The organism is Marinobacter sp. KMM 10035 (genome assembly GCF_046537445.1).
Classification (GTDB): domain Bacteria; phylum Pseudomonadota; class Gammaproteobacteria; order Pseudomonadales; family Oleiphilaceae; genus Marinobacter; species Marinobacter sediminicola.
In genome coordinates this window covers 1,516,540-1,536,799 of sequence record NZ_JBBVMG010000001.1, presented here as the reverse complement: position 1 = coordinate 1,536,799, position 20,260 = coordinate 1,516,540, and the positions used below count along the sequence as shown (strand labels likewise).

Below are 20,260 nucleotides of genomic sequence, written 5' to 3'. Positions count from 1 at the left end.
AGGCCCTTACTATCCCGCTCTCGGGCACTTTTCTTCTCCCGGGTCTGTGAAAAGTTTGCATGCGAGTTATTGTTGCACGTTTTTGCTAGTTAAATCCAAAAGACAAAACACTTCCTGCGCAAAATCAATGGGCTACTAGAGTGCTTTGTGGAAAGTGTGCAGCGCCATGCAAATTAAACCGCAGAATATTTGGCATTTTCGAGGCCTTTTCATTATAACTGTATAAATATGGCTCTTCACTTATTATGGTGGGCAACCCTTTATTTTCCTGCCGCTTTTGGTCACTGTTGTCGCATCCGATTAACTCAATGGATGGGGATCAACGTTGGATCAATGCACCCTCTACGAACACATTCTAGGACTGTCCTCTCCTTGGCTTGTATCAGGCGTCGAACTGGATAAGAGTCAGGGAGAAGTCGTCGTTCAGGTCGGTTTGCACCACAGCGCCAAGCTTGCCTGCCCCCGCTGTGGCCATGCCTGCCCGGGCTACGACTCGCGGGAACGCCGTTGGCGTCACCTCGATACTTGTCAGTTCCGAACGCAAGTGGTTGCTCAGGTTCCTCGTGTGCAGTGTCCCGAGCATGGTTGTCTGACGATCAGTGTTCCTTGGGCTGAACAGAACAGCCGGTACACACTTCTATTTGATGCCTTCGTTATCAGCTGGCTCAGGGCAGCCTCGATCTCTGCGGTCAGCAAGCAGTTACGCCTGAGCTGGACTGCTATCGACAACATCATGGAACGGGCCGTGCGGCGGGGCTTGGCTAATGCTCCTGACCGAGATACGACACGGCTGGCCGTCGATGAGACGGCATTTCGTAAAGGGCACGACTATGTAACGATCGTTTCTAACGGCCAGGGCCAGGTTTTGGCCGTGGAGGACGGCCGGTCCTCAGATAGCCTTGGGCGCTTTTACGCCACCTTGGATGAGCCGCGTAAGCGGTCGATCCTGTCCATCTCTATGGATATGAGTCCGGCCTATCAAAAGGCGACATTTGAGCATATCGAGAAAGCCCACCAGAAGATCGCCTTCGACCATTTCCACGTCGCGCAAATGCTGACCCGAGCGCTTGATGCCACTCGCAAAGCTGACATGGCGCGTGCGGATCATTCGATGCGGAAGGAGATCCATCGAAGCCGATACACCTGGCTACGCCATCGCAAGAGCCTTAAAGGACAGCAGATACAACAAATCAAATATTTGTCAGAAACCCTCAAAAACACTGGTTTGGTGTGGTATCTCAAGGAGAAAGCGCGAGATATCTGGCGAGGCTACCGGGTCAAAGGTGCTCGCGCAGCTTGGCAAGAATGGATTCACATGGCCCGGCTCACTGAGGTTCGGGCCCTGAGTACCACGGCAGACCAGATCGAAACTAAGCTGTTTGGCATCCTTAACGCTATGCGTTTCCGGGCGTCCAATGCCCTTGCGGAAGCGATCAATGGACAAGTTCGAGCGTTAAAGGTTCGGTCTCGGGGATTCCGGAACAAGGAGAGGTTCAAGCGGGCGATTCTATTTCACTACGGCGGACTGCCAATGGCACCTGACCCACACAGATAAGTGAAGAGCCATAAATATACAGATTTTGGCCAAGGAGGGGTGACGTGTCTAAATCACCGTTTCTGCAATCGGTTCGCACGGAAATTAGGACGAAGCAATACAGCTATCGAACCGAGAAAACCTATCTGTACTGGGTCCGCCAGTTCATTCTGTTCAATGACAAGAAGCACCCTGAGGTGATGGGCAATCACGAAATTGAGCGTTTCCTTAATCATCTCGCCGTAAATCGAGGGGTCAGCCCCGCCACCCAAAACCAGGCACTCTGCGCCATAATCTTCCTTTACAAGAATGTGCTGAAAAGGGAGATCGAAAACCTGCACTACAAAATGTCGAAGACACCCCGGCGCATACTTTTCGCCACGCTTTTGCCACCGAGCTGCTGAGATCGGTAAGTGATATCCGAACGGTCCAGGAAATCCTCGGCCACAGCGATATTCGGACGACTGAAATCTACACCCACATTATTGGCGATCGAAGAGCTGGAACTGTGAGTCCATTTGATCGTTTTCCGGGTTCTTGAGAAATGACCAAGCGTTCAACTGGGGCAGAAAGAGCCGAAAATCTGAGGCACTGCGAATGTTCGCTTTTGTTTACGACTGGAGGAGCTTGATCGAAACCCGAGGGTGATCATCGACTGGAGCTGGCAGCGCCTGCGGCATCCAGGAACTAAAGAGCCTAGTTACGCATTTAGATCTCAATACTCTCTGCTATCTCCAGGGCATCCTCAACCTCGACACCAAGGTATCGAACCGTGCTGGACATATTTGTGTGCCCCACTAGCAACTGGACTGCTCGAAGATTTTTGGTCTTCTTGTAGATCAGTGTTGCCTTGCTGCGTCTCATTGAGTGGGTGGCATAGACGGAAGGGTCGAGTCCAATGCTAGTGATCCACTTCTTGACGATACGGGCATATTGATGAGTAGTGATGTGATCAAACTTCCTCATCCGACTCGGCCATAGATAATCCATACCTGATAGTCCGCGCAATTCGATCCACGCTTCGACCGACTCGCGCGTCTTTTTCGTTCTCTCAAACTGAACAGGTTGACTGGTTTTCTGCTGAATGACTTGCGCCCGATCCAGGACCTCTCCGTTTCTGGAAATATCTCGAACCAACAACTTCACCATATCGCAGGATCGGAGTTTGCAATCAATCGCCAGGTTGAACATCGCCAGCTCGCGGATGTTCTCTGCAATCTCTAACCGAATGCGGATAGCCCATATTTGTTCGAGTTTGAGCGGTAGCCTCTGGCCAACGAGCTTTCCCTTGTTCCAGGGAACTTTGCTGATAGGAAATGTCATGGCGTGGCCCTCTGTGGAGGGTAAGAGCCCTTAAGTATGGTTCAGAAGATCGTTTTCTGCTGGCTGGCTAGGTCGCAAAGCGAACACTCAGATGGTGGGAAAGCGATGAGTACAGCGGCGCCCTAACAAGGACGCGGCAGCCGACTGCCGCATACTGATGCAAATGGTTATGCACCTTTATTTCTATGCAACTGGTCAATGTATCTCTGCAATCGAGAATGCCAAAGATAAAACCCAAAAATAGAAACAAGTGCACCTACGATTAACCCGAGTATGCTCAATGCCTTGGCCAGTTTGTATTTCTCTAGCCGAGTGTTCATGGCTACTCTGGCGGCTGGGTTGGATTCGACTATCGCCCCTGCCTTTACCTTCAACTCCTCCGACTCCACCAATATTTCATCCAACTTCTGTCTTTGCTCATCTGACAAAAGTTCTATATTGCCGCCCACTATATTGTATATATCTATCCTTTCATTCGTCTTTTTGGCGAATTTCTCATACGCTTCTCCGCTTTCAAATATAGTGTTCACATATTCCACATTTGACTCAAAAAAATCATCAAAATTATTGGATGCTTCCCACCAGAAGACAATAGATGACACAACCATAACAAGCCCAAATATCGCCATAAACTTGTATAAATTGTCTGTTGGTGGGGAAATCATAAGCTCTCAACTCCTACTGCATTACGCCGAAATAAGCGGCAGCCCGACAGAGGCGTCCGGTGGCCGGCTGCCAAGCCGGGAACGAACTTGAATGACTGGTCATGTGTTTTGTGCAACCAAGTACACGAAAGAACCGGAACCGCCGAAAAAAACCATAAAAGTTAGCAGGCTGCACATAGCCTCAGCACTTTGTGAGAAAGTGATCCTTATGGAACTTCTTCAATTTTCGCCACCAGTATGTATTTGGCAATGCTGCTACTGACCACAACACAGAAGAAGGAGGAAACACCAAATACCAAATACCAAATACCAAATACCAAATACCAAATACCAAATACCAAATACCAAAACACCCCGACCAGCTTCGAGCTCTGAAAGGTTTTCGAGAAATGCAGCGCTCAGCGCCAAAACACCTATAGATTAAGTCGAAAAGTGCTTGAGTAAATCAATGAACACCTTCCTCTTCTCAAATCCCGGCATCACATTCTTCATAGAGCACCTTTTGACACATAACAGTTTCAGCGGGGGCGCGGCGCCAAGAACTTCGCTTGCGTGGATTTGTGTGGATCATTTAAAATGGGATGTCACTCACAGCGAATCTTGACTTTCCCTCATACTTATAATACTTCTTTAAAGCTTGCGATAGCTTTTCCCTAAGGGCTTCAACTAAATTTATCTGCTCTACATCACTTGATTCTAAATCTACCTCAAACTCCAACACATTTTCTTTGTCATTCCAGCCTAACCAACCATCTTCAAAAATTCTGCTCAATTCACTCAAGTGCCTGAATTCTTTATACACCGGCCACCAAAGCTCACTTGCCAAATTTTTTTGGAACAGGTTTAGCTTTTTGTGATCCTTGGTAATTTCATCGCAGAATTTTTCATAAATAGCCTTAAAAGCATCCAAGTTAGATTTGTGCAACTGATTATAGTGCTCAAGAATATCTCTAAATTTATCAGACTTAATGAAGTGAACTTTGGCAAATGTTTGCTGCTTATCAATTATGTAATCAGCAACGTACACTTCATCATCGACAGCAACTCCCGTCACAGGACCACCTTCAAAGTCTAAACGAACGAGCTCTGCTTGTGCGATTGATATTAGATTGAACTGAAAAGCACAGGGGACTTTTTTCCTGATCGGCAATGCATTCATTTCGTATGCTTGTGCTTTCATCACCGAGGTTATCGAGTTGAATATATTTTTATCATTCTGTGGAGCCCCGCTTTCTTTATTCATCTCCTGAAATCCAAATATGTGTCTTTCAGGTTTGTCAGAAAAAACTCTGGAATTTCCATTTCGAAGTGTAGACAAGTAAGTATTTTTCCATTCCTGTTGCTCAAGCATATAGGACAAAATACGATCGTTAGACCATGCGTGAATAGGAACCCACTCCATATTAGGATCATTATGGTTTGATTTTTTTGACAGCAGAGCCCAAGCATTCTTTTCACTTTTTTTACAACTTATAATCAAAGCGGTATAAACATAAATATCTTGGACAAGAGATGCCTTATAAGCAACTATATCGACTTCTCTAACTGTCTCTTGCTGATCGTCTACATAGTACTTGTTATTTATTACGTTCCAGCCGCTATCTTCCAAAATGCTGGATATATCGAACTCCAGCCTGAAACCAGTTTTCTCAATCCCTTTTTCTATCTGCTCAATATCCATAATTCTATCTACTTAACTGCTGTTAAGCAGTGCGCTTTACCATTTAAGAAATTTGACTGCGTCATGATTACTGACTTTGAACTATCAATTGCGCTGCACACAAATTGATAAAAAATAGCTTAGCCGAGCATGGCTATCTTTGCCATGTAATCATTCAGCGTCTGAAATTTGCTCAGCCAATCATACTGGGTGAAATGGCTGTAATTGGCCTGGAGACTCTGGAGGAAAGCCCTGACTCGAATGTTCGCTTATGTTTAAGAGCAGACACCGGAAACAAGCTGCGGGCATAAACATCACCCATCATAGTGATTCAGTTTAATCATCCAGCCATCACCCCTGTCAGGCCTGGCTGACCACGATGAAGTGCCCCGTGAACAACGAGTCGAAACGGACCTATCTATAATGCCCAAGAAACTGACAGCGTCCCAAAGCTGAAGTTATCTTTATGACGCTCGTCTTCGCTGGTCGAGGCACGCAGTGTGACTGAGGCCAGCAGGTGATCCCACTGCCAGGTAGCGCCCAGACCGAGCTGACCAATCAGCGGCCCTTCGTCAAAACGGTATGCCCCGGCATTGTCGTCAATATAGGAATAGCCTACATACTCCACGCCCAGCCCCACATACACGGACCAGCTACTGCCTGAATCCTTGAAAGAGCCCGGCAGGGCGACTGTTGAAGAGGTGCCTGCGTAATCCGGCACAAAATTTACTGGAAGATGCCTACCAAGCTGCCAGACCAACCCGGCTTTTGCAGAAGTTCGAAAACTCGACAACAGCCCAGCCCCAATCACCGACACACGCTGTTCAATGTTGCCGCCCTGCCCGAGCTGCAGCAGCTTTCGGCCATGCGCACCCTGAATGCCACCCACCACATCGGTTCCAAGCTGATTGCCCCAGCCTTGCGGCTTGTCGCTTCCAGTGGTTTTATGCACCCATTTCTGAACCGACTCGGCACCGCTTTCGGACCCAATAACACCGATGTGAGCGCCAAAACCGGTAATCGTATCGGCGTCCCAGCTCCAGAGCGTGCCGCTGAGCGACAGGTGGCCGGCATAGGGAATGTCGTCGAATTGCGGATTTTCAACCGTGATATCTTCAGGCGTAACCATGAATTGCCGCAAACTCAGTGTAACCGCATGCTCTGAATCAGACGCACCTATACCGGGCAGAAAGCGCAGCTCATCACGCAGAGTTCGCGCAAATCTTGCCGACGTTCCATCGTTCTCGTCAGCGGTGTCCGTCAGATACGATAAGCGTACCCCGTTTGTATATCCGCGGTCGGTTCCAGTAAGCAGGTCGTTATCCCAGGACAGGTTCACGACTTCTGCCTTCAGGCTGGCTGGCAAAACACTAATAACGAAAAACAGCAGGAGGGTACATTCGCAGCGACGATTCAAATCCAGTCCCTCCGGTTGATACTAAGAGTAACGAGCATGGCCTGATGTCAGGTCTCAGAGCAACACAGGTTCCGGCAACCAACCCGCCAGCCCCATGAAATGGAAAAGGATGGTCAGCCCGCCAAAAATCAGAACCAGCGCAATGCCCAACTGGCCGCCCGGGGCCATAAAGCCACGGCGCCCATCCTTCAGTGTTCGGGACTTCCGGGCCAGCAGCGCCGGAACAATACAGGCCCAGACCGCCGCAGCCGCACCGGCATAGCCAATGGCAAGAACGAAGCCAAACGGAAAAAACAACGACAGCAGCAATGGCGGAATAAACGTAATTGCCCAGGTTTTGGAGCGCCCTTTGCGATCATTATCGAAGCCCAGCAGGTCGGCCATATAATCAAAGGTGCCCAGACCAACGCCGACAAAAGACGACAAAATGGCAGCCGTTGAGAAAGCACTGATGGTGGTCGCCACCCGCTCGGAATTGATGGCAAAACCAAGAGCCGCCAGCAGAACATCCACGTCACCGCCCTGGGCGACCACCGGGCCGAAATTCGCTCTCGGCAGATTGCCGAATATGCTGATCAGCCACACCAGGTAAAACATCAAAGCCAACAGTGTACCGCCCAGAATGGCTTTCTGCGCCCTACTCTCCTCGCCATAATAGGCGCGCATTGATGCCACCGAATGGTGATAGCCGAAAGACGTCAGCGCCACTGGCAACATCGCCATCGCATAGGGCGCATATTGGCCGTAGGCATTTGCGGTATCAAACAGAATAGCCGGGTCAATTCTTACCGCTAGCCCAGAGACGCCGAGTACAAAACTCACCAACATGAAAGTGATGAGCACCACCGAAAGTCGGTCCACTGCATGGGTTGAGTGCCAGACAACCAGTGAGGACAACAGGACAAAAACAACCGAAGCCAGCTGACTGTCGACCCCGGTCATGCTCTGCAGGATCAGGCCAGACGACGTGATGTAGGCATACAGGAGAATGCCGCCCACAAAGTATACCGTCAGATTACTGAATGCGTTCACCCGCGAGCCGAGCAGAGATTTGGTAACGGTATTGAACGATGCTCTCAAACCGAAGTGCTTGAAGGCTTCCAGCAGCATCCAGCCAGACAGTGTCATCACCACCATGGTAAGCACCAGTGCCAGGCTGGACCAGGTCGTCCAGGCACCAGCACCGGAACTGGGCAAGCCCAGCATACCGGCACCAACACAAACACTGGCAATAATACTCGCCCCGCCAATCAGGGAAGGCCTGGATCTGGATTCTGCGCGCTCGGTCAATGGGCCTCCTTCGTCGCGTATCAGCTTTTGGATTTAACAGCGGGCTATCTGAACCAAAGGAACTTATCCCACCATTCTGTGGATAACTTTGTGAAAAGGCGCGGGACAAGCCTGCTCAGCCCAGTTAAAACGGGCGTTCGACAAACATGACCGTTAACTGACCAGATCAATTACTGCTCAGCATTATCCTGTTGAATCGTCAAACAATATGGACGTTTTAATGCAGAGCGAACATCGCCCATAGAGAAGACTCGGGAAAACTCGGCAAAGCGTTGCCCCTGAAACCACAGGTGAATCACTGGCAGTGAAAAAATGCTCCGTGAAGCACACAATGGCGCAGCCGCCTGGCAATCTACATACGCCATCACCAGCTCAGGAAACTCTTCCCTGGCCATGCGCTCCAGCTGTGGTTTCACTGACTGGCATACGCCACAACTAGCGCCACCGTACAGCACAAGGGCAGCAGAACTCGTGGTTACAAGTTCCACCAGCGCGTCTTCACTATCAATCACCCTCATGCTGCTCACCCGCCTTCAGCAACCGTTACTTTTCAGCCACTGATCGATCTGGCCCTGGTTCATGGCGCCACTTTGCCGTGCAAGCTCGCGGCCATTGCGGAACAGTATCAAGGTAGGGATGCTGCGAATGTTGTACTGGCCAGCCGGTGCCGGGTGCTCTTCGGTATTGAGCTTCGCAAAGCGTACCTTGCCTTTCCAACCTTGCGCCGCTTGCTCAAACTGAGGCGCCATCATTTTGCAGGGGCCACACCAGCTGGCCCAGAAATCCACCAATACAGGCACATCGCTGCGGCCGGTGTGAGGCGCAAAGCTTTGCCCTGTGAGCTCAAGCACCTTCTCTGGCCACAAGGGCTGTTTGCAGGCTCCGCAGTTACCGCCAGAGGCCAGACGAGCGGCCGGCACACGGTTCAGCTTATCGCAGTGTGGACAAACCACATGTTTAAGATCGTCACTCATGTATTCACCTCACAACACACAACGTCGATTGTCCTACCTGAAGTCTAGAAGTTGGACAGTTCATCCTGCAGGTCTTTTTTCAGTTCGTCTGCTGCTGTTATCCACAGAGTTTTATCGGCTCCCGGGAATACGCCCACTTGCAGCCCGTCTTTCGCCAATCCGGGTACCCATTTCTTGAAAAAATCTGGCAGCGAGATGCTTTTCGGAGTCAAACCATCTGCGCCCTTGGCATATTCAACAGCAAATTCGGAACTGGGCCAAACCGGCAAATGTGCGACACCGTCGTCCTCCGACACTATGGACAGGAAGCGGCTTTCCGAATTAACGAGTATCCAGATCTCCCGCTCTTCCAATACTTCGCTCAGGAAGTAGTCGTATCTCTCTTCACCATCCATTTCGAGTACGCTGGCTAGCTCTTCGCTATTCATAAATCTGAATCTCTGTTTAATGAATCAGGCTCAGGGTTAACTCCCTGAGCTTTTCGGTACATCCATGCAAGGCCCAAGAGAGCGAGCCCCAAACCCATAAAGGCCGCAACTCGCCAGAACCCTTGCAGGCCGGCCATATCGATCAGGAAAATCTTGCCGATCACAATCCCCAGCAAAGCCATGCCCACCTTGTACAAGATGATATGGGTGCTTTTTGCGGAATAAACAGTGGAGTAGAGGATTGCCACTATGGCGTAAAGCATGCCGACTACCGAATAGGTATACAGCTCGCCCTCGGTCATGCCATGCCACAAGGCCATATCGCTGCCCTGCCAGAGCTGGCGAATTTCCAGAGCAGTGAATAAAAGAAACCCTGCCCCTGCGACACACATTGACCAGAGCTTGGGTGCAATCTGCGGGAACCGGCTGATAACAAGAGCCAGCAGTACCGGGCCACCAAAAGCAGGTAACAGCATATTGAAGATGGGCGTGCTGCCAATGAAACTGCCACTCCACCAGGGGTTATGCAAAGTGAGCAGCGTGAGGTAGCTGAGGGCGGAGAGCGCCAGCAGAACCCATGAGAACAACCGGTAGAGCCAGGCCAATGACTGACTGGACTTTGCTCGGAAAGCATAAGTCACACTGAGCGCGCCCCAAAGCAGCGTATTCATGGTTGCTTCGATCAAGCTGTATTCGTGAACAAAAATGTCGCCATCGTACAGCCAGTAACGCAACTCCGCGCCCAGGAACAGCACCAGCAAGTGCAGGGTTGCGCCTTCCAGCCAGGGGCGAATCGAATGGCCTTTCTCTGAAAGCCTGGTAGCAACCGCCGCCAGCAATGTAGCACCACCATAGGTCCATAGCGTCCAGTGCACGCTGGCATCGTAACCTTGTATCCATGGATTGAAAGTGAGCCGCGCAACCACCAGCGCCAATACGCCCTTCAGTAACAGGTACAGCTCCGTCATCTGATAGCGCCGAGCCAGCCAGGTAAGGCTGACGAACTGAACCGATAAGGCCAGGGTGAGTGATGCTTCACGGAAGGCCATCACTGTGGCCAGTGAGTAACTGACGTGCGCCGCCATCAAGGCCCAGACCACGCCGTTCCCGTAACGAGCCAGCCCTTCCATGCGCCAGGCCAGAACGCCGTAAACTGCGCCAAGTACCAAGGTGGCGACCGCCCACACAACCGATGTTTCGCCATAGCCTTGCAGCAACAGCCAGCCAAGCACCAGCCATACCAGCGGCGAAAGCAGGGTTAACGAGGCCCATCGCCGCTGGTCGGCATAGCGCCCCCACAGCCAGAGGCCCAAACCAGTGGTGGTGATGGCAGCGGCAATCAGGTAGCTGACAAAACCCGCTTGCTGCGCCAGGGGAATCTGCATCAGGAAAAACAGATCGCCCTCCATTCGGCCCATATACAGCAGCCAACCGGCAGCACTGGCTAACACGGCACCCCAAGGCAAAAACCACAGCGTACCCCGGCTCTGAGGAATCAGGGATGCGACCGGCAGAATGAGCAGCCAACTCCACAACGACGGGTTATCAACAGATTGATGTGCAATCGAAATACCCCAAATCGCCAACAGCGGCAGAAGCGCCTCACGCAAGCGTGAAGGGGCGGCCTGCTCTTCGCCCGGCAAGAATGCAAAAGCAACAAACAAGGCGGCCAAATACATCGCCGTTGCCAACTCAGCAGGGGCTGCAGCCACGGTGGCTGCCCACCAAAGCAACGCACCGGCCAGTGTGGCGTACCAGAGCCAATCACGGAAAACGTAACGCATTAATAGCAGCGAACTGATCGTAATCAGGAAGCTGTACGAGAGCACAAAGGCGACGCTGCCGTCCTCGCCACCGATAAGCAGAGGCACAATATAGGCGCCACTCAGCCCCATAATGGCCAGCAATGGGCCATGCACCAGAGCCAAAGCCATGGTAGCCAGAGACACAGCCGCAAGCAGGATTAACCCGACAACCGGGCTGATTAGCTGGTAATGGTGAACACCGGCAAGCAATGCGGCGTATAGCGTAATACTGCCCCCACCCGCCAAGGCTGCGAACACCTGATCTGTACTCATGTGGCGTCTGCGCAGGTATTCCGCGCCTGCGTGCAGCGCAAGGCCTGTAGCCAGGGCGAGTAACAGTTGAGGTACAGGGCCAATCAGCCCCGCGCTGATGGAATGGCTGACCATAAATATTCCCGCCAGCGCCACACTCAGGCCACCCAGCCAGACCATCCAGTTTTCTTTCAGGGCCTTTTTGATACCTGAATAATCACGGGCCGGTGAAACTGAATCCAGCCAGTCACTTGCCTCAACCTCGGGCTTTTCGACCCATTCATTCGTCGCTGCTACAGGAACCGCCTCTGGCTCGCGCGCGGGCGCCGACGGCTGGGAATAGGCCAAACTTTGGGTTTCAGCCGATGCAGGATCATCTGGAAGTTGTTTATCCAATGCACCAGGGCGTCGGAGAGCTTCGATTTCCCGGCGCAGTTCCAAAACCTCCCGGCCCAGGGAGTCAATGCGAGAAGAGTGTGCATTCCGTTGCTGAAAAGCCATAAAGCCCAGAACAGAACCTACAGGTATGAATATCGCCAAGCCTACGCCAAGCAAAATAAGTATGGCTTCCAAATCCCTTTATCCTTCTGAAGATTCCATGAGGTACAGCGCGAGCCGCCGATGCAATGTGCAGTCTAACTTCTCCGGGGAAATAGCTCACCCACAAAGGACACTACCCAAAGCCCGCACTTTACGTTAAGGTCAACTTTACTCAGTTTAATCCGGTTTTACCCAAACTGTTCGAACTGGTAACAGGAGCCTTACGGCAACACCGGCAGGGTTGCACAATGCGTTCTATACTCTGGAAAACTCCGGCGAATAGAACAAGGCTCCATAACTTAACGAGGCCCTCACAAGGGGCATTTTGTTCCTCAAGCCACCACCCCAGGAAGAGGATTATGACAACAACAAAGTACAAATCCGTTTATACCCCTGTTTTTACAGACGGCTCGGAATATCACATTCCGACACTGAAGCTCCTGAAGCAGGACGGTTCGCTCTACAAAGGCAGCAAAGCGCCTGACATCGATAAAGACAAAGCGCTGAGAATCTACCGCGCCATGGTCACTACCCGCATTCTGGATGAGCGTATGCTGGGAGCCCAACGACAAGGCCGCCTCAGTTTCTACATGCAGTGCACCGGTGAAGAAGCCTCCGTTATCGGTAGCGCCGCCGCCCTGAACGACGCTGACATGATCATGGCCCAATACCGTGAGCAAGGTGCCTTGGCCTATCGCGGCTTCACCATTGATGAGTTCATGAACCAGTTGTTCGGCAACGAGAAAGATTACGGCAAAGGCCGTCAGATGCCGGTTCATTATGGTTCCAGCAAACTCAACTACATGACCATCTCATCCCCCCTTGCCACTCAGATCCCCCAGGCCACCGGCTATGCCTATGGCCAGAAAATGGCCGGCGACGGACATTGCACGATTGTTTACTTCGGAGAGGGTGCCGCATCGGAAGGCGACTTCCACGCGGGCCTCAACATGGCCGCTGTGCATCGCGTACCCGCTATTTTCTTCTGTCGCAACAATGGTTACGCCATTTCCACCCCGGCAAATGAACAGTTTGCTGCCGATGGCATAGCGCCTCGCGGGTTCGGCTATAAAATGGACACCATTCGTGTCGACGGCAACGACATCCTGGCCGTTTATCAGGCCACCGAAGCCGCCCGCAAACTGGCCGTGGAAGAGAACCGCCCGGTACTCATCGAAGCCATGACCTATCGACTTGCAGCGCATTCCTCATCCGATGACCCCTCCGGCTATCGCAGCAAAGATGAGGAAGCCGTTTGGCGTGAAAAAGATCCTATCCTGCGCATGCAAAACTGGCTCACCAGGAAAAAATGGTGGAGCGAGAGCGAAGAAAAAGAGCTGCAGGAACGCATGCGCCGTGAAGTGTTGGAAACCATGAAACGGGCCCAGAAGCTCCCGCCGCCTCCCTTGGAATCCCTGGTAACGGATGTTTACGACGAGGTGCCACCGCTGCTGAACGAGCAGTTTGAAAAACTGAAGGCGCACATTCGTAAATATCCGGATGAGTACCCCAAGTCGGCTGCTCACGTTCAGGGAGGGGCATAACATGGCCAAGATGAACATGCTGCAAGCCATCAACGACGCACTAGATATCGCGATGGCTGCAAACGAAAAGGTTATGTGTTTCGGTGAGGATGTGGGTGTCTTTGGCGGTGTTTTCCGAGCCACCAGCAACCTGCAACAAAAGTACGGCAAAGACCGCTGTTTCAACACGCCTCTGGTGGAGCAAGGCATTATTGGCTTCGCCAATGGTCTGGCCGCTCAGGGCTCCTTCCCGGTAGCCGAGATTCAGTTCGCCGATTACATATTCCCGGCCTTTGATCAGATTGTTAATGAGTCGGCCAAGTTCCGGTATCGCTCCGGAAACCTGTTTAATGTCGGCAACATGACTATCCGCACCCCCTACGGCGGCGGCATAGCCGGTGGCTTGTATCATTCCCAGTCCCCTGAGGCTTATTTCGCCCACACGCCGGGTTTGAAGATAGTAGTCCCGCGCAACCCGCATCAGGCGAAGGGGCTGTTGCTGGCCTCCATCAATGATCCCAACCCGACGATCTTCTTTGAGCCAAAACGCTTATACCGAGCCTCTGTTGGCGAGGTGCCTGAGGGGGAATACCAATTACCGCTGGGCGAAGCCGAAGTTCTCAAAGAAGGCACCGATGTAACGGTGCTGGGCTGGGGTGCTCAAATGGAAGTCATCGATAAAGCCGTCGAAATGGCGGAAAAAGAAGGCTTCTCCTGCGAAGTGATTGATCTGCGCACCATCCTGCCCTGGGATGTTGAAACCGTAGCCGAATCGGTACTCAAAACCGGACGCCTGGTGATCACTCACGAAGCGCCGCTTACGGGTGGTTTTGCGGGCGAGATTGCCGCCACCATTCAGGAACGCTGCTTCCTCTATCTGGAATCGCCGATCGCACGGGTGACCGGGATGGACACCCCCTTCCCGCTGGTGCTGGAAAAAGAGCACTTCCCCAACCACCTGAAGGTCTATGAGGCCATTCGGGAAAGCGTCGAATTCTAAGCAGATATCCGGACAGGAGAACAACTATGAGCGATTTTATACTGCCCGATATCGGCGAAGGTATCGTGGAATGTGAGCTGGTCAAATGGCTGGTGAGTGAAGGCGATCTGATCGAAGAAGATCAGCCGGTTGCCGAAGTGATGACCGACAAGGCGCTAGTGGAAATCCCCGCCCCCTATAAAGGCCGGGTTACCAAGCTGTACTGGAAAGAAGGCGACATAGCCAAGGTACATGCACCATTGTTTGAGCTGGTGGATGAAAGCGGTGAAGAATCAGGCTCTGCCACCGCCAGTGAAGAACGCAAAAGTGATGAGCCGGAAGCCCAGCCGGCTAAATCCGAACCCAGCACAACAGTAGACGACAGCCCTGAGCCGGCAAAAGCGCCGGTTTCAACAACACGGCAGGACGGGCAAAAGATTCCCGCCAGCCCCGCCGTGCGCCGCCTGATTCGCGAGAACGATCTGGCGCTGGAGGATGTACAGGGCTCCGGAAAGGATGGGCGCGTGCTGAAAGCCGATGTGCTGTCCCATCTGGAGCATCCTGAAACCGGAAGCTCCTCCGCACCTGCAGGCAGGCCCCAACGGCCAGCGCACAGTCAGGAAGTTCGCGTAGAACCTATCAAAGGCATGCAGGCTGTGATGGCCAAGCGCATGGTGGCATCCGCCTCTACCATTCCGCACTTCAACTTCAGCGAAGACATTGATGTGACGGAATTGCTCGCCCTGCGCCAGCAACTCAAGCCGGAAGCAGAAGCCCGCGGTTCTCGCCTCACTCTGATGCCTTTCATTATGAAGGCCATCGCCCTCGCCGTTCGTGAGTATCCAATACTCAACAGCCAGATAAACGAGGATGTGACTGAAATTCACTACCAGCCGAGCTGTAACGTGGGCATGGCAGTGGATAGCAAGATCGGACTGCTGGTGCCCAACGTGAAGAACGTTGAACACCTCACTCTGCTGGAGATTGCCGACGAGGTAACCCGTCTCACGGAAGCAGCACGGGAAGGCCGGGTAAGCCAGGCGGATCTCAAAGGCGGCACCATTACCATTTCCAACATTGGCGCACTGGGCGGCACTTACGCCTCACCCATTATCAATGCACCGGAAGTGGCGATTGTGGCCTTGGGACGCACCCAGAAGCTGCCGAGGTTTGATGCAAACGGGCAAGTGGTAGAACGCTCCATCATGACTATCAGCTGGGCGGGCGACCACCGCATCATTGATGGCGGTACCATTGCCCGGTTCAACAACCTGTGGAAGAGCTACCTGGAGTCACCACAATCCATGCTTCTCCACATGGGCTGACCGGTATGGCGCCACCCAACCAATCATTGCCGATGCCGCATCAAGCCCAGCTTCAACAATTCTACATCCCGGAAGAGCAGTCGATTTATCTGCTCAGTCACGACGATGCAAAGAAGCTGAAAGACTGGGTTGAGCTATGTACTGATCAGCTCCGGCAGATGGGCTATGCGGACATAGCAATGATTGGCAAGGGCGCCTTTGGCTTTGTATTTGCGGGCCGGCTACCGCTGGAGGGTGCGCGGGATCTTGAGCATGTTTTCAAGTTTACCCGCATCACCCTGCCCCAACACCTGCATGACAGGCTTGAAGATGAGGCTTACATTCTGGAACAGGTGGAGCACCCCCGGGTGCCCGGCCTGATTGCCTACCACCGAGCCGGTAGCCAACCGATTCTGGTAATGGAGCGAGCCCCCGGCTTTAACCTGGAAGAAGTCTCCCTCCAACGAGGCCGCTTGAGCCCTCGTCTGATTATCCGCATTGCCGATCAGCTGGCCGACATTCTGCGCAATTTGCGCCGTGAAACCGATAGTGGCAGACGCCCGATTGTGCACGGAGATATCAAGCCGTCCAATCTGGTGTTTGATGCTGAAACCGAGAACATCGCCCTGATCGACTGGGGTTCCTCCGTATTCGCTCAATTGGATGCTAACCAGCAATTCCTCAGCCCCAGCGTAATGGAGCTGATGTCCGACAACCTGCAACAAACCAACGCCCGCTTGGGCGATGTGTACTTCATTGGTGAAGAGCAACTCTATGGCGGACTCTCATCACCACGATTTGACGAACAAGGTGCGGCGGCCACCCTTTATGCACTGGCCTCCGGGCAATCTTGTCGTTTTGGCCACCTAGCCATACCCGCCACTTCCCTCGGTTTGCCCATGGAGTTTGCCCGCATGCTAGATGGCATGCTGGACCCGGATCCTGCGCAACGTATGCGGGCCGGTGACCATTATCTGAAAGAGATGCCGCGCATGGCACGCACGGTAATGATCGATTTGCCAGAGCCGCCCCCTACGCAACTGGTGCCTATCTGGATACGTATCTCGGATCGGGAAATCGACACTGTGGTGTACAGCTCCCGAAAGGCCTTTTTGCGCCAGGAAGGCGCCGACGAGTCCCTGAACGACGTTAATGACGTGCAACTGGATCGCTACTACAAAAACTTCATGCAAGGCATGGGGGACACTGAAAAAGCTTTCCTGGCCGCTGTCAGCCGGTTGGGCCGTTATCCGGTAGAGGGCGGGCTCGCAGTTCGCTGGGAGCCCGACGGCGTTTACGTCGATACTTCCCTGAACCTGCACGACCCTGAGCTACGAACCTCCTTTACCACCGCCGTGAACAACATGGTGAACCTGGCCCAGGCTATCTATCGCCAAGGTATCTTCAAAAGCTGTCTGTTCAACGCCCGGGACACTTTGCATATTGAGCGGGAAGAACAGGACCAACCCTTCATAGCGCCACCGGAGATGCGGCTGCCGTATCAGGTGAGTTCCGCACCTGAAGTGGAAGATCGCTCACGAATACACTCCTACTTTGAAGATGGGCCAGACCCGGAGGAGTTTTTGGTGCTGCCCGAACCCATCATCAAATCCCTCGAAGCACTCAATAGCATCCGCCATACCGGCATGATTATCTTTGAGGCTCTGCCCCTTCACCTCAAAATCCATAGCCAGTACCGACTGCTGGATCCGGAGAAAGAAGACGAGTTCCGCCAACGGCTGGATGAGATTCTGGCTGCTGTAGATCAGATCACCGGACTGGGCGTATCCGGCTTTATGAAAATGCCCTATAAAGACGCGCGCTTTTTCCCTTATATCGAGCGGTTACCAGAGCGTTATTACCCACGAAACCCAAGGCTGGAAGCCTCGGAGGCAAGCTAGTTACAAACCACCCACTTATCCGCTTCGCAAACACCGCGGATTGGTTTACGATGCGCCGCCACACTATGCTCCCGCTAATAGCGTCTAATACCGTCAGGCCGCCATGCCCTCAAATTACCTGTATACCGATTTGTCCGCCTACTACGACCTGATGTGCGAGGATATTAACTACCACGCCCAAAGCTACGGCGTGCGCAGGTTGCATCAGCTGTTTGGGAATGAAGGCAACACTCATCTGGACCTGGCCTGCGGAACCGGCCCCCATGTACGCCACTTCATCGATTTCGGGTATCAAAGCAGTGGTCTGGATATAAACCAGCCCATGCTGGAGCAAGCGAAGGCCCGGTGCCCGGAGGCTCACTTTTCATTAGGAGATATGTGCGACTTTCAGGTGGATGAACCGCTGGATTTGATCACCTGCTTCTTGTACTCCATCCACTACAGTGGTGACATCGAAAAGCTGAAGCAGTGCATTGCCAGTGCACACAGAGCTTTAAAACCCGGTGGCGTGTTTTGCTTCAATTCCGTTGATAAAGACAAGATTGATAACAGATTATTTGAGCGGCATACCGTTACTCAGGGGGACAGCCTGTTCTCCTTCAGCTCCGCGTGGCATTACTCTGGCGAAGGTGAGAAGCAAGGCCTCAAGCTGAGCATCACGAAAACCACTGCCGGCGTCACTCAATCATGGGACGACGAGCACCCTATGGTGGCGGTAAGCTTTGAAGAACTGGCGAAGATTCTGAAACCCTACTTTGATGTGCATATCCTTGAGCACGACTACGAAAAGATCATGCCGTGGGACAGCACATCGGGGAATGCGATCTTTGTTTGTGTGAAGCCGCCAGCGCCATAAACGAATCACCTGTCCCGCTGGGCACCTGCGGTTTCGACAAGGATTTCGACAACCGAATCAGCCATACCGGCACACCGCAGGCCATCGAACGGGAATATCGAGTCAAAGCCGCCTTTAATCTTCTCCTCCATAACGCTGCGCAGTTGCCGGCGCGCCCGGAACAATCGTGTTTTAACGGTAATCACACTGATGTCCAGGTCTTGCGCAATCGCGGCCACGGACATACCTTCTGCTTCCCTTAAAATAAAGGGCACCCGCAAGGTACTTGGCAGCTCTGTTACTGCGGCTTCAATTAAAGCTCGAAACTGGGCTCGCCCCTGCTCGGCCTCCGGGCTGGGTATTTGAACTCCCGGGAAAGCGACTACAGATACATCCGCATTTTGAGACTCATTAATAGAGTCGTACTCCTGCGCCGGCCTGATCTTACGCAGCCTCATTTTGGCCGCGTTCAAGGTTATGCGGGTGATCCAGGTAGCAAGCTTGGCATCTCCCCGAAATTCATCGATTCGTGTGAAAGCAACAAGGTAGGCCTCCTGGACAACCTCTTCTGCAATCGCATCGTTATCAACAATTCCTCGCGCAATCCTGAACAGCCTTGGATTCAAGCGCCTGATAATCTCCCGAATGGCAGCCTCATGACCCTCACGAGCCAATGCAACCAGCTCGGGCTCTGAGGTATCAAAACCTACTCCCTTAGTGCCTGGTAGTTCAGCTATCAGTTTCATTTTAACTCCGAGGCGCTGATGCTGCCTGATGCCAAGATGCTTTCTACCGAGGGAAATGCAGCCTCTATGCTTTCGGCTACGCCTCCGGCGCGGACGGCGGAATCATCCCAGCCTTTCTCACCGGGATCTCCAACCACCACCCGCCCCACCATTCCAGCTTGTTCGTGAGGTATACAGTAAAAATCATAGACACCCGGTGAGGTTAATATTAGCTCGTAAGTATCTTCTGGCAGCAAATAGTCACTATTGAAGGGGATAGCCTTTTCCGGGATGCGGCGCACTCGGCCAAGCACCTCCGGATGATAGGCCGTCACGGTGTGGGCGTTGCCACTATCTCTGTTTACAAACCTCACACGGGTTCCCGGCTTAACAGCCACGCCAAACGGGTCAAACCAGACCCGTTCACCGCGGGCTGTTCCTCGCATCTCGATCAGCACTGAAGGCTGACCGGATGCGAGCACCGGCAAGTTGACAGCTAACAAGGCGCCGCTCGCCCCGATCAGCAGCTCACGCCGTGTGAGTATCATTTTGCCAACCTCCCTTTTGCGGCTTCATCATGGAACAGCACTACGTGGGCATGGGGAACCTCAACGCCCGGGTGCCCGGCGTTGTAGTAAATGTCGACGGAGCTCACCTTATGCGCCCCTATTCCCAAATCGTCATAAGACACCCCGTTTTCCAGTTCCTTCAGTGGGGTCATGTATATGGTTGCCGATAACTTGCCGTCACGGTCGTAACCCAAAAATGGGCCGGCCGGAAGCGTGTCCGGGTCAACGAACAGTGTGCCCAACCCGGGAATGAAAGCCGGAAGGGGAAGAACATCGCTCACTTGCACATATGGGCTGGCAGGGGGCATTTCCTCAACTGCGCCCTGATCGTGTGCAAAGGCAACTGATGCGGCCAGAAGGCCAAGGGTAAGAGTGAGTTGCTTGTACATGAGTATTCTCCATTGCATGTTGCGCCAAATTTGGCTTGTACTTGTATAGATGCAACAGAAATAGAAAGGTTACACACCGCCGGCCAGTCGCTGGATTTTTCACCCCAGCCCTGATACCTTCCCGCTCAGATTTATCCCAAGATAAAC

20 protein-coding genes are annotated in these 20,260 nt (G+C 52.7%); 8 read left to right on the top strand and 12 right to left on the bottom strand.

Annotated features, from left to right (window positions below; translation table 11 throughout):
* Positions 1-325: 325 nt before the first annotated feature.
* Genes AADB16_RS06935 through AADB16_RS06925 form a run of 3 tightly spaced genes read left to right on the top strand, consistent with a single transcriptional unit; the run spans position 326 to position 2,075 of the window.
* Positions 326-1,555 carry an ISL3 family transposase gene (locus AADB16_RS06935; RefSeq protein WP_410802246.1) on the top strand — a complete coding sequence of 410 codons (1,230 nt, stop codon included), beginning with the start codon at positions 326-328 and terminating at the stop codon, positions 1,553-1,555.
* Positions 1,556-1,599: 44 nt separating this feature from the next.
* The gene (locus tag AADB16_RS06930; protein ID WP_410802244.1) at positions 1,600-1,938 is read left to right on the top strand and encodes a site-specific integrase; all 339 of its coding nucleotides are present in this window, start codon (positions 1,600-1,602) and stop codon (positions 1,936-1,938) included.
* Positions 1,932-2,075, top strand: a complete 144-nt coding sequence (locus AADB16_RS06925) for a tyrosine-type recombinase/integrase (RefSeq protein WP_410803610.1) — start codon at positions 1,932-1,934, stop codon at positions 2,073-2,075. Before AADB16_RS06930 ends, AADB16_RS06925 begins: the two co-directional genes overlap by 7 nt.
* Positions 2,076-2,242: 167 nt before the next feature.
* Here AADB16_RS06925 and AADB16_RS06920 read toward each other — a convergent pair whose 3' ends face one another.
* The 9 genes from AADB16_RS06920 to AADB16_RS06880 all read right to left on the bottom strand — a co-directional run bounded on the left by AADB16_RS06920 (position 2,243) and on the right by AADB16_RS06880 (position 11,921).
* On the bottom strand, positions 2,243-2,857 hold the full coding sequence (locus AADB16_RS06920; protein ID WP_410802242.1) for a tyrosine-type recombinase/integrase: 615 nt from the start codon (positions 2,855-2,857) through the stop codon (positions 2,243-2,245).
* Between the two features lie 167 nt (positions 2,858-3,024).
* Positions 3,025-3,522 carry a hypothetical protein gene (locus AADB16_RS06915; RefSeq protein WP_410802240.1) on the bottom strand — a complete coding sequence of 166 codons (498 nt, stop codon included), beginning with the start codon at positions 3,520-3,522 and terminating at the stop codon, positions 3,025-3,027.
* 571 nt (positions 3,523-4,093) lie between these two features.
* Positions 4,094-5,203 carry a hypothetical protein gene (locus tag AADB16_RS06910; RefSeq protein ID WP_410802238.1) on the bottom strand — a complete coding sequence of 370 codons (1,110 nt, stop codon included), beginning with the start codon at positions 5,201-5,203 and terminating at the stop codon, positions 4,094-4,096.
* A gap of 397 nt (positions 5,204-5,600) precedes the next feature.
* Positions 5,601-6,599, bottom strand: a complete 999-nt coding sequence (locus AADB16_RS06905) for a lipid A deacylase LpxR family protein (protein WP_410802236.1) — start codon at positions 6,597-6,599, stop codon at positions 5,601-5,603.
* Between the two features lie 54 nt (positions 6,600-6,653).
* Entirely contained in the window at positions 6,654-7,889 is a 1,236-nt protein-coding gene (locus AADB16_RS06900; RefSeq protein WP_410802234.1) for an aromatic amino acid transporter, read from the bottom strand.
* Positions 7,890-8,059: 170 nt separating this feature from the next.
* Positions 8,060-8,407, bottom strand: coding sequence for a thioredoxin family protein (locus AADB16_RS06895; protein WP_309043493.1), 348 nt, complete (start codon positions 8,405-8,407; stop codon positions 8,060-8,062).
* Between the two features lie 15 nt (positions 8,408-8,422).
* The gene (trxC, locus tag AADB16_RS06890; RefSeq protein WP_410802232.1) at positions 8,423-8,863 is read right to left on the bottom strand and encodes a thioredoxin TrxC; all 441 of its coding nucleotides are present in this window, start codon (positions 8,861-8,863) and stop codon (positions 8,423-8,425) included.
* A gap of 44 nt (positions 8,864-8,907) precedes the next feature.
* Entirely contained in the window at positions 8,908-9,291 is a 384-nt protein-coding gene (locus tag AADB16_RS06885) for a DUF2750 domain-containing protein (RefSeq protein ID WP_309043495.1), read from the bottom strand.
* Positions 9,288-11,921 (bottom strand): DUF2339 domain-containing protein, encoded by a 2,634-nt coding sequence (locus AADB16_RS06880; protein WP_410802230.1) that lies wholly within the window; start codon positions 11,919-11,921, stop codon positions 9,288-9,290. The genes AADB16_RS06885 and AADB16_RS06880 overlap by 4 nt, the downstream gene beginning before the upstream one ends.
* A gap of 326 nt (positions 11,922-12,247) precedes the next feature.
* Here AADB16_RS06880 and AADB16_RS06875 point away from each other — a divergent pair, with 326 nt between their 5' ends.
* From AADB16_RS06875 to AADB16_RS06855, 5 genes are all read left to right on the top strand, one after another.
* On the top strand, positions 12,248-13,432 hold the full coding sequence (locus AADB16_RS06875) for a thiamine pyrophosphate-dependent dehydrogenase E1 component subunit alpha (protein WP_410802228.1): 1,185 nt from the start codon (positions 12,248-12,250) through the stop codon (positions 13,430-13,432).
* A 1-nt stretch (position 13,433) separates the two neighbouring features.
* Complete coding sequence (locus AADB16_RS06870) at positions 13,434-14,411, top strand: alpha-ketoacid dehydrogenase subunit beta (RefSeq protein ID WP_410802226.1); 978 nt, start codon at positions 13,434-13,436, stop codon at positions 14,409-14,411.
* Between the two features lie 26 nt (positions 14,412-14,437).
* Entirely contained in the window at positions 14,438-15,715 is a 1,278-nt protein-coding gene (locus AADB16_RS06865) for a 2-oxo acid dehydrogenase subunit E2 (protein ID WP_410802224.1), read from the top strand.
* Between the two features lie 32 nt (positions 15,716-15,747).
* Positions 15,748-17,595: a protein kinase domain-containing protein gene (locus AADB16_RS06860; protein WP_309043892.1), complete on the top strand. Its 1,848-nt coding sequence runs from the start codon at positions 15,748-15,750 to the stop codon at positions 17,593-17,595.
* A 103-nt stretch (positions 17,596-17,698) separates the two neighbouring features.
* A complete protein-coding gene (locus AADB16_RS06855) occupies positions 17,699-18,451 on the top strand; it encodes a class I SAM-dependent DNA methyltransferase (RefSeq protein WP_410802223.1) in 753 nt (250 codons plus the stop codon).
* A 5-nt stretch (positions 18,452-18,456) separates the two neighbouring features.
* On the opposite strand, the gene AADB16_RS06850 is transcribed toward AADB16_RS06855, so the two are convergent.
* Genes AADB16_RS06850 through AADB16_RS06840 form a run of 3 tightly spaced genes read right to left on the bottom strand, consistent with a single transcriptional unit; the run spans position 18,457 to position 20,113 of the window.
* Entirely contained in the window at positions 18,457-19,176 is a 720-nt protein-coding gene (locus AADB16_RS06850) for an RNA polymerase sigma factor (RefSeq protein WP_309043502.1), read from the bottom strand.
* Positions 19,173-19,703 carry a plastocyanin/azurin family copper-binding protein gene (locus AADB16_RS06845; RefSeq protein ID WP_410802221.1) on the bottom strand — a complete coding sequence of 177 codons (531 nt, stop codon included), beginning with the start codon at positions 19,701-19,703 and terminating at the stop codon, positions 19,173-19,175. The genes AADB16_RS06850 and AADB16_RS06845 overlap by 4 nt, the downstream gene beginning before the upstream one ends.
* Positions 19,700-20,113: a hypothetical protein gene (locus tag AADB16_RS06840; RefSeq protein WP_410802219.1), complete on the bottom strand. Its 414-nt coding sequence runs from the start codon at positions 20,111-20,113 to the stop codon at positions 19,700-19,702. The genes AADB16_RS06845 and AADB16_RS06840 overlap by 4 nt, the downstream gene beginning before the upstream one ends.
* Between the last annotated feature and the right edge of the window lie 147 nt (positions 20,114-20,260).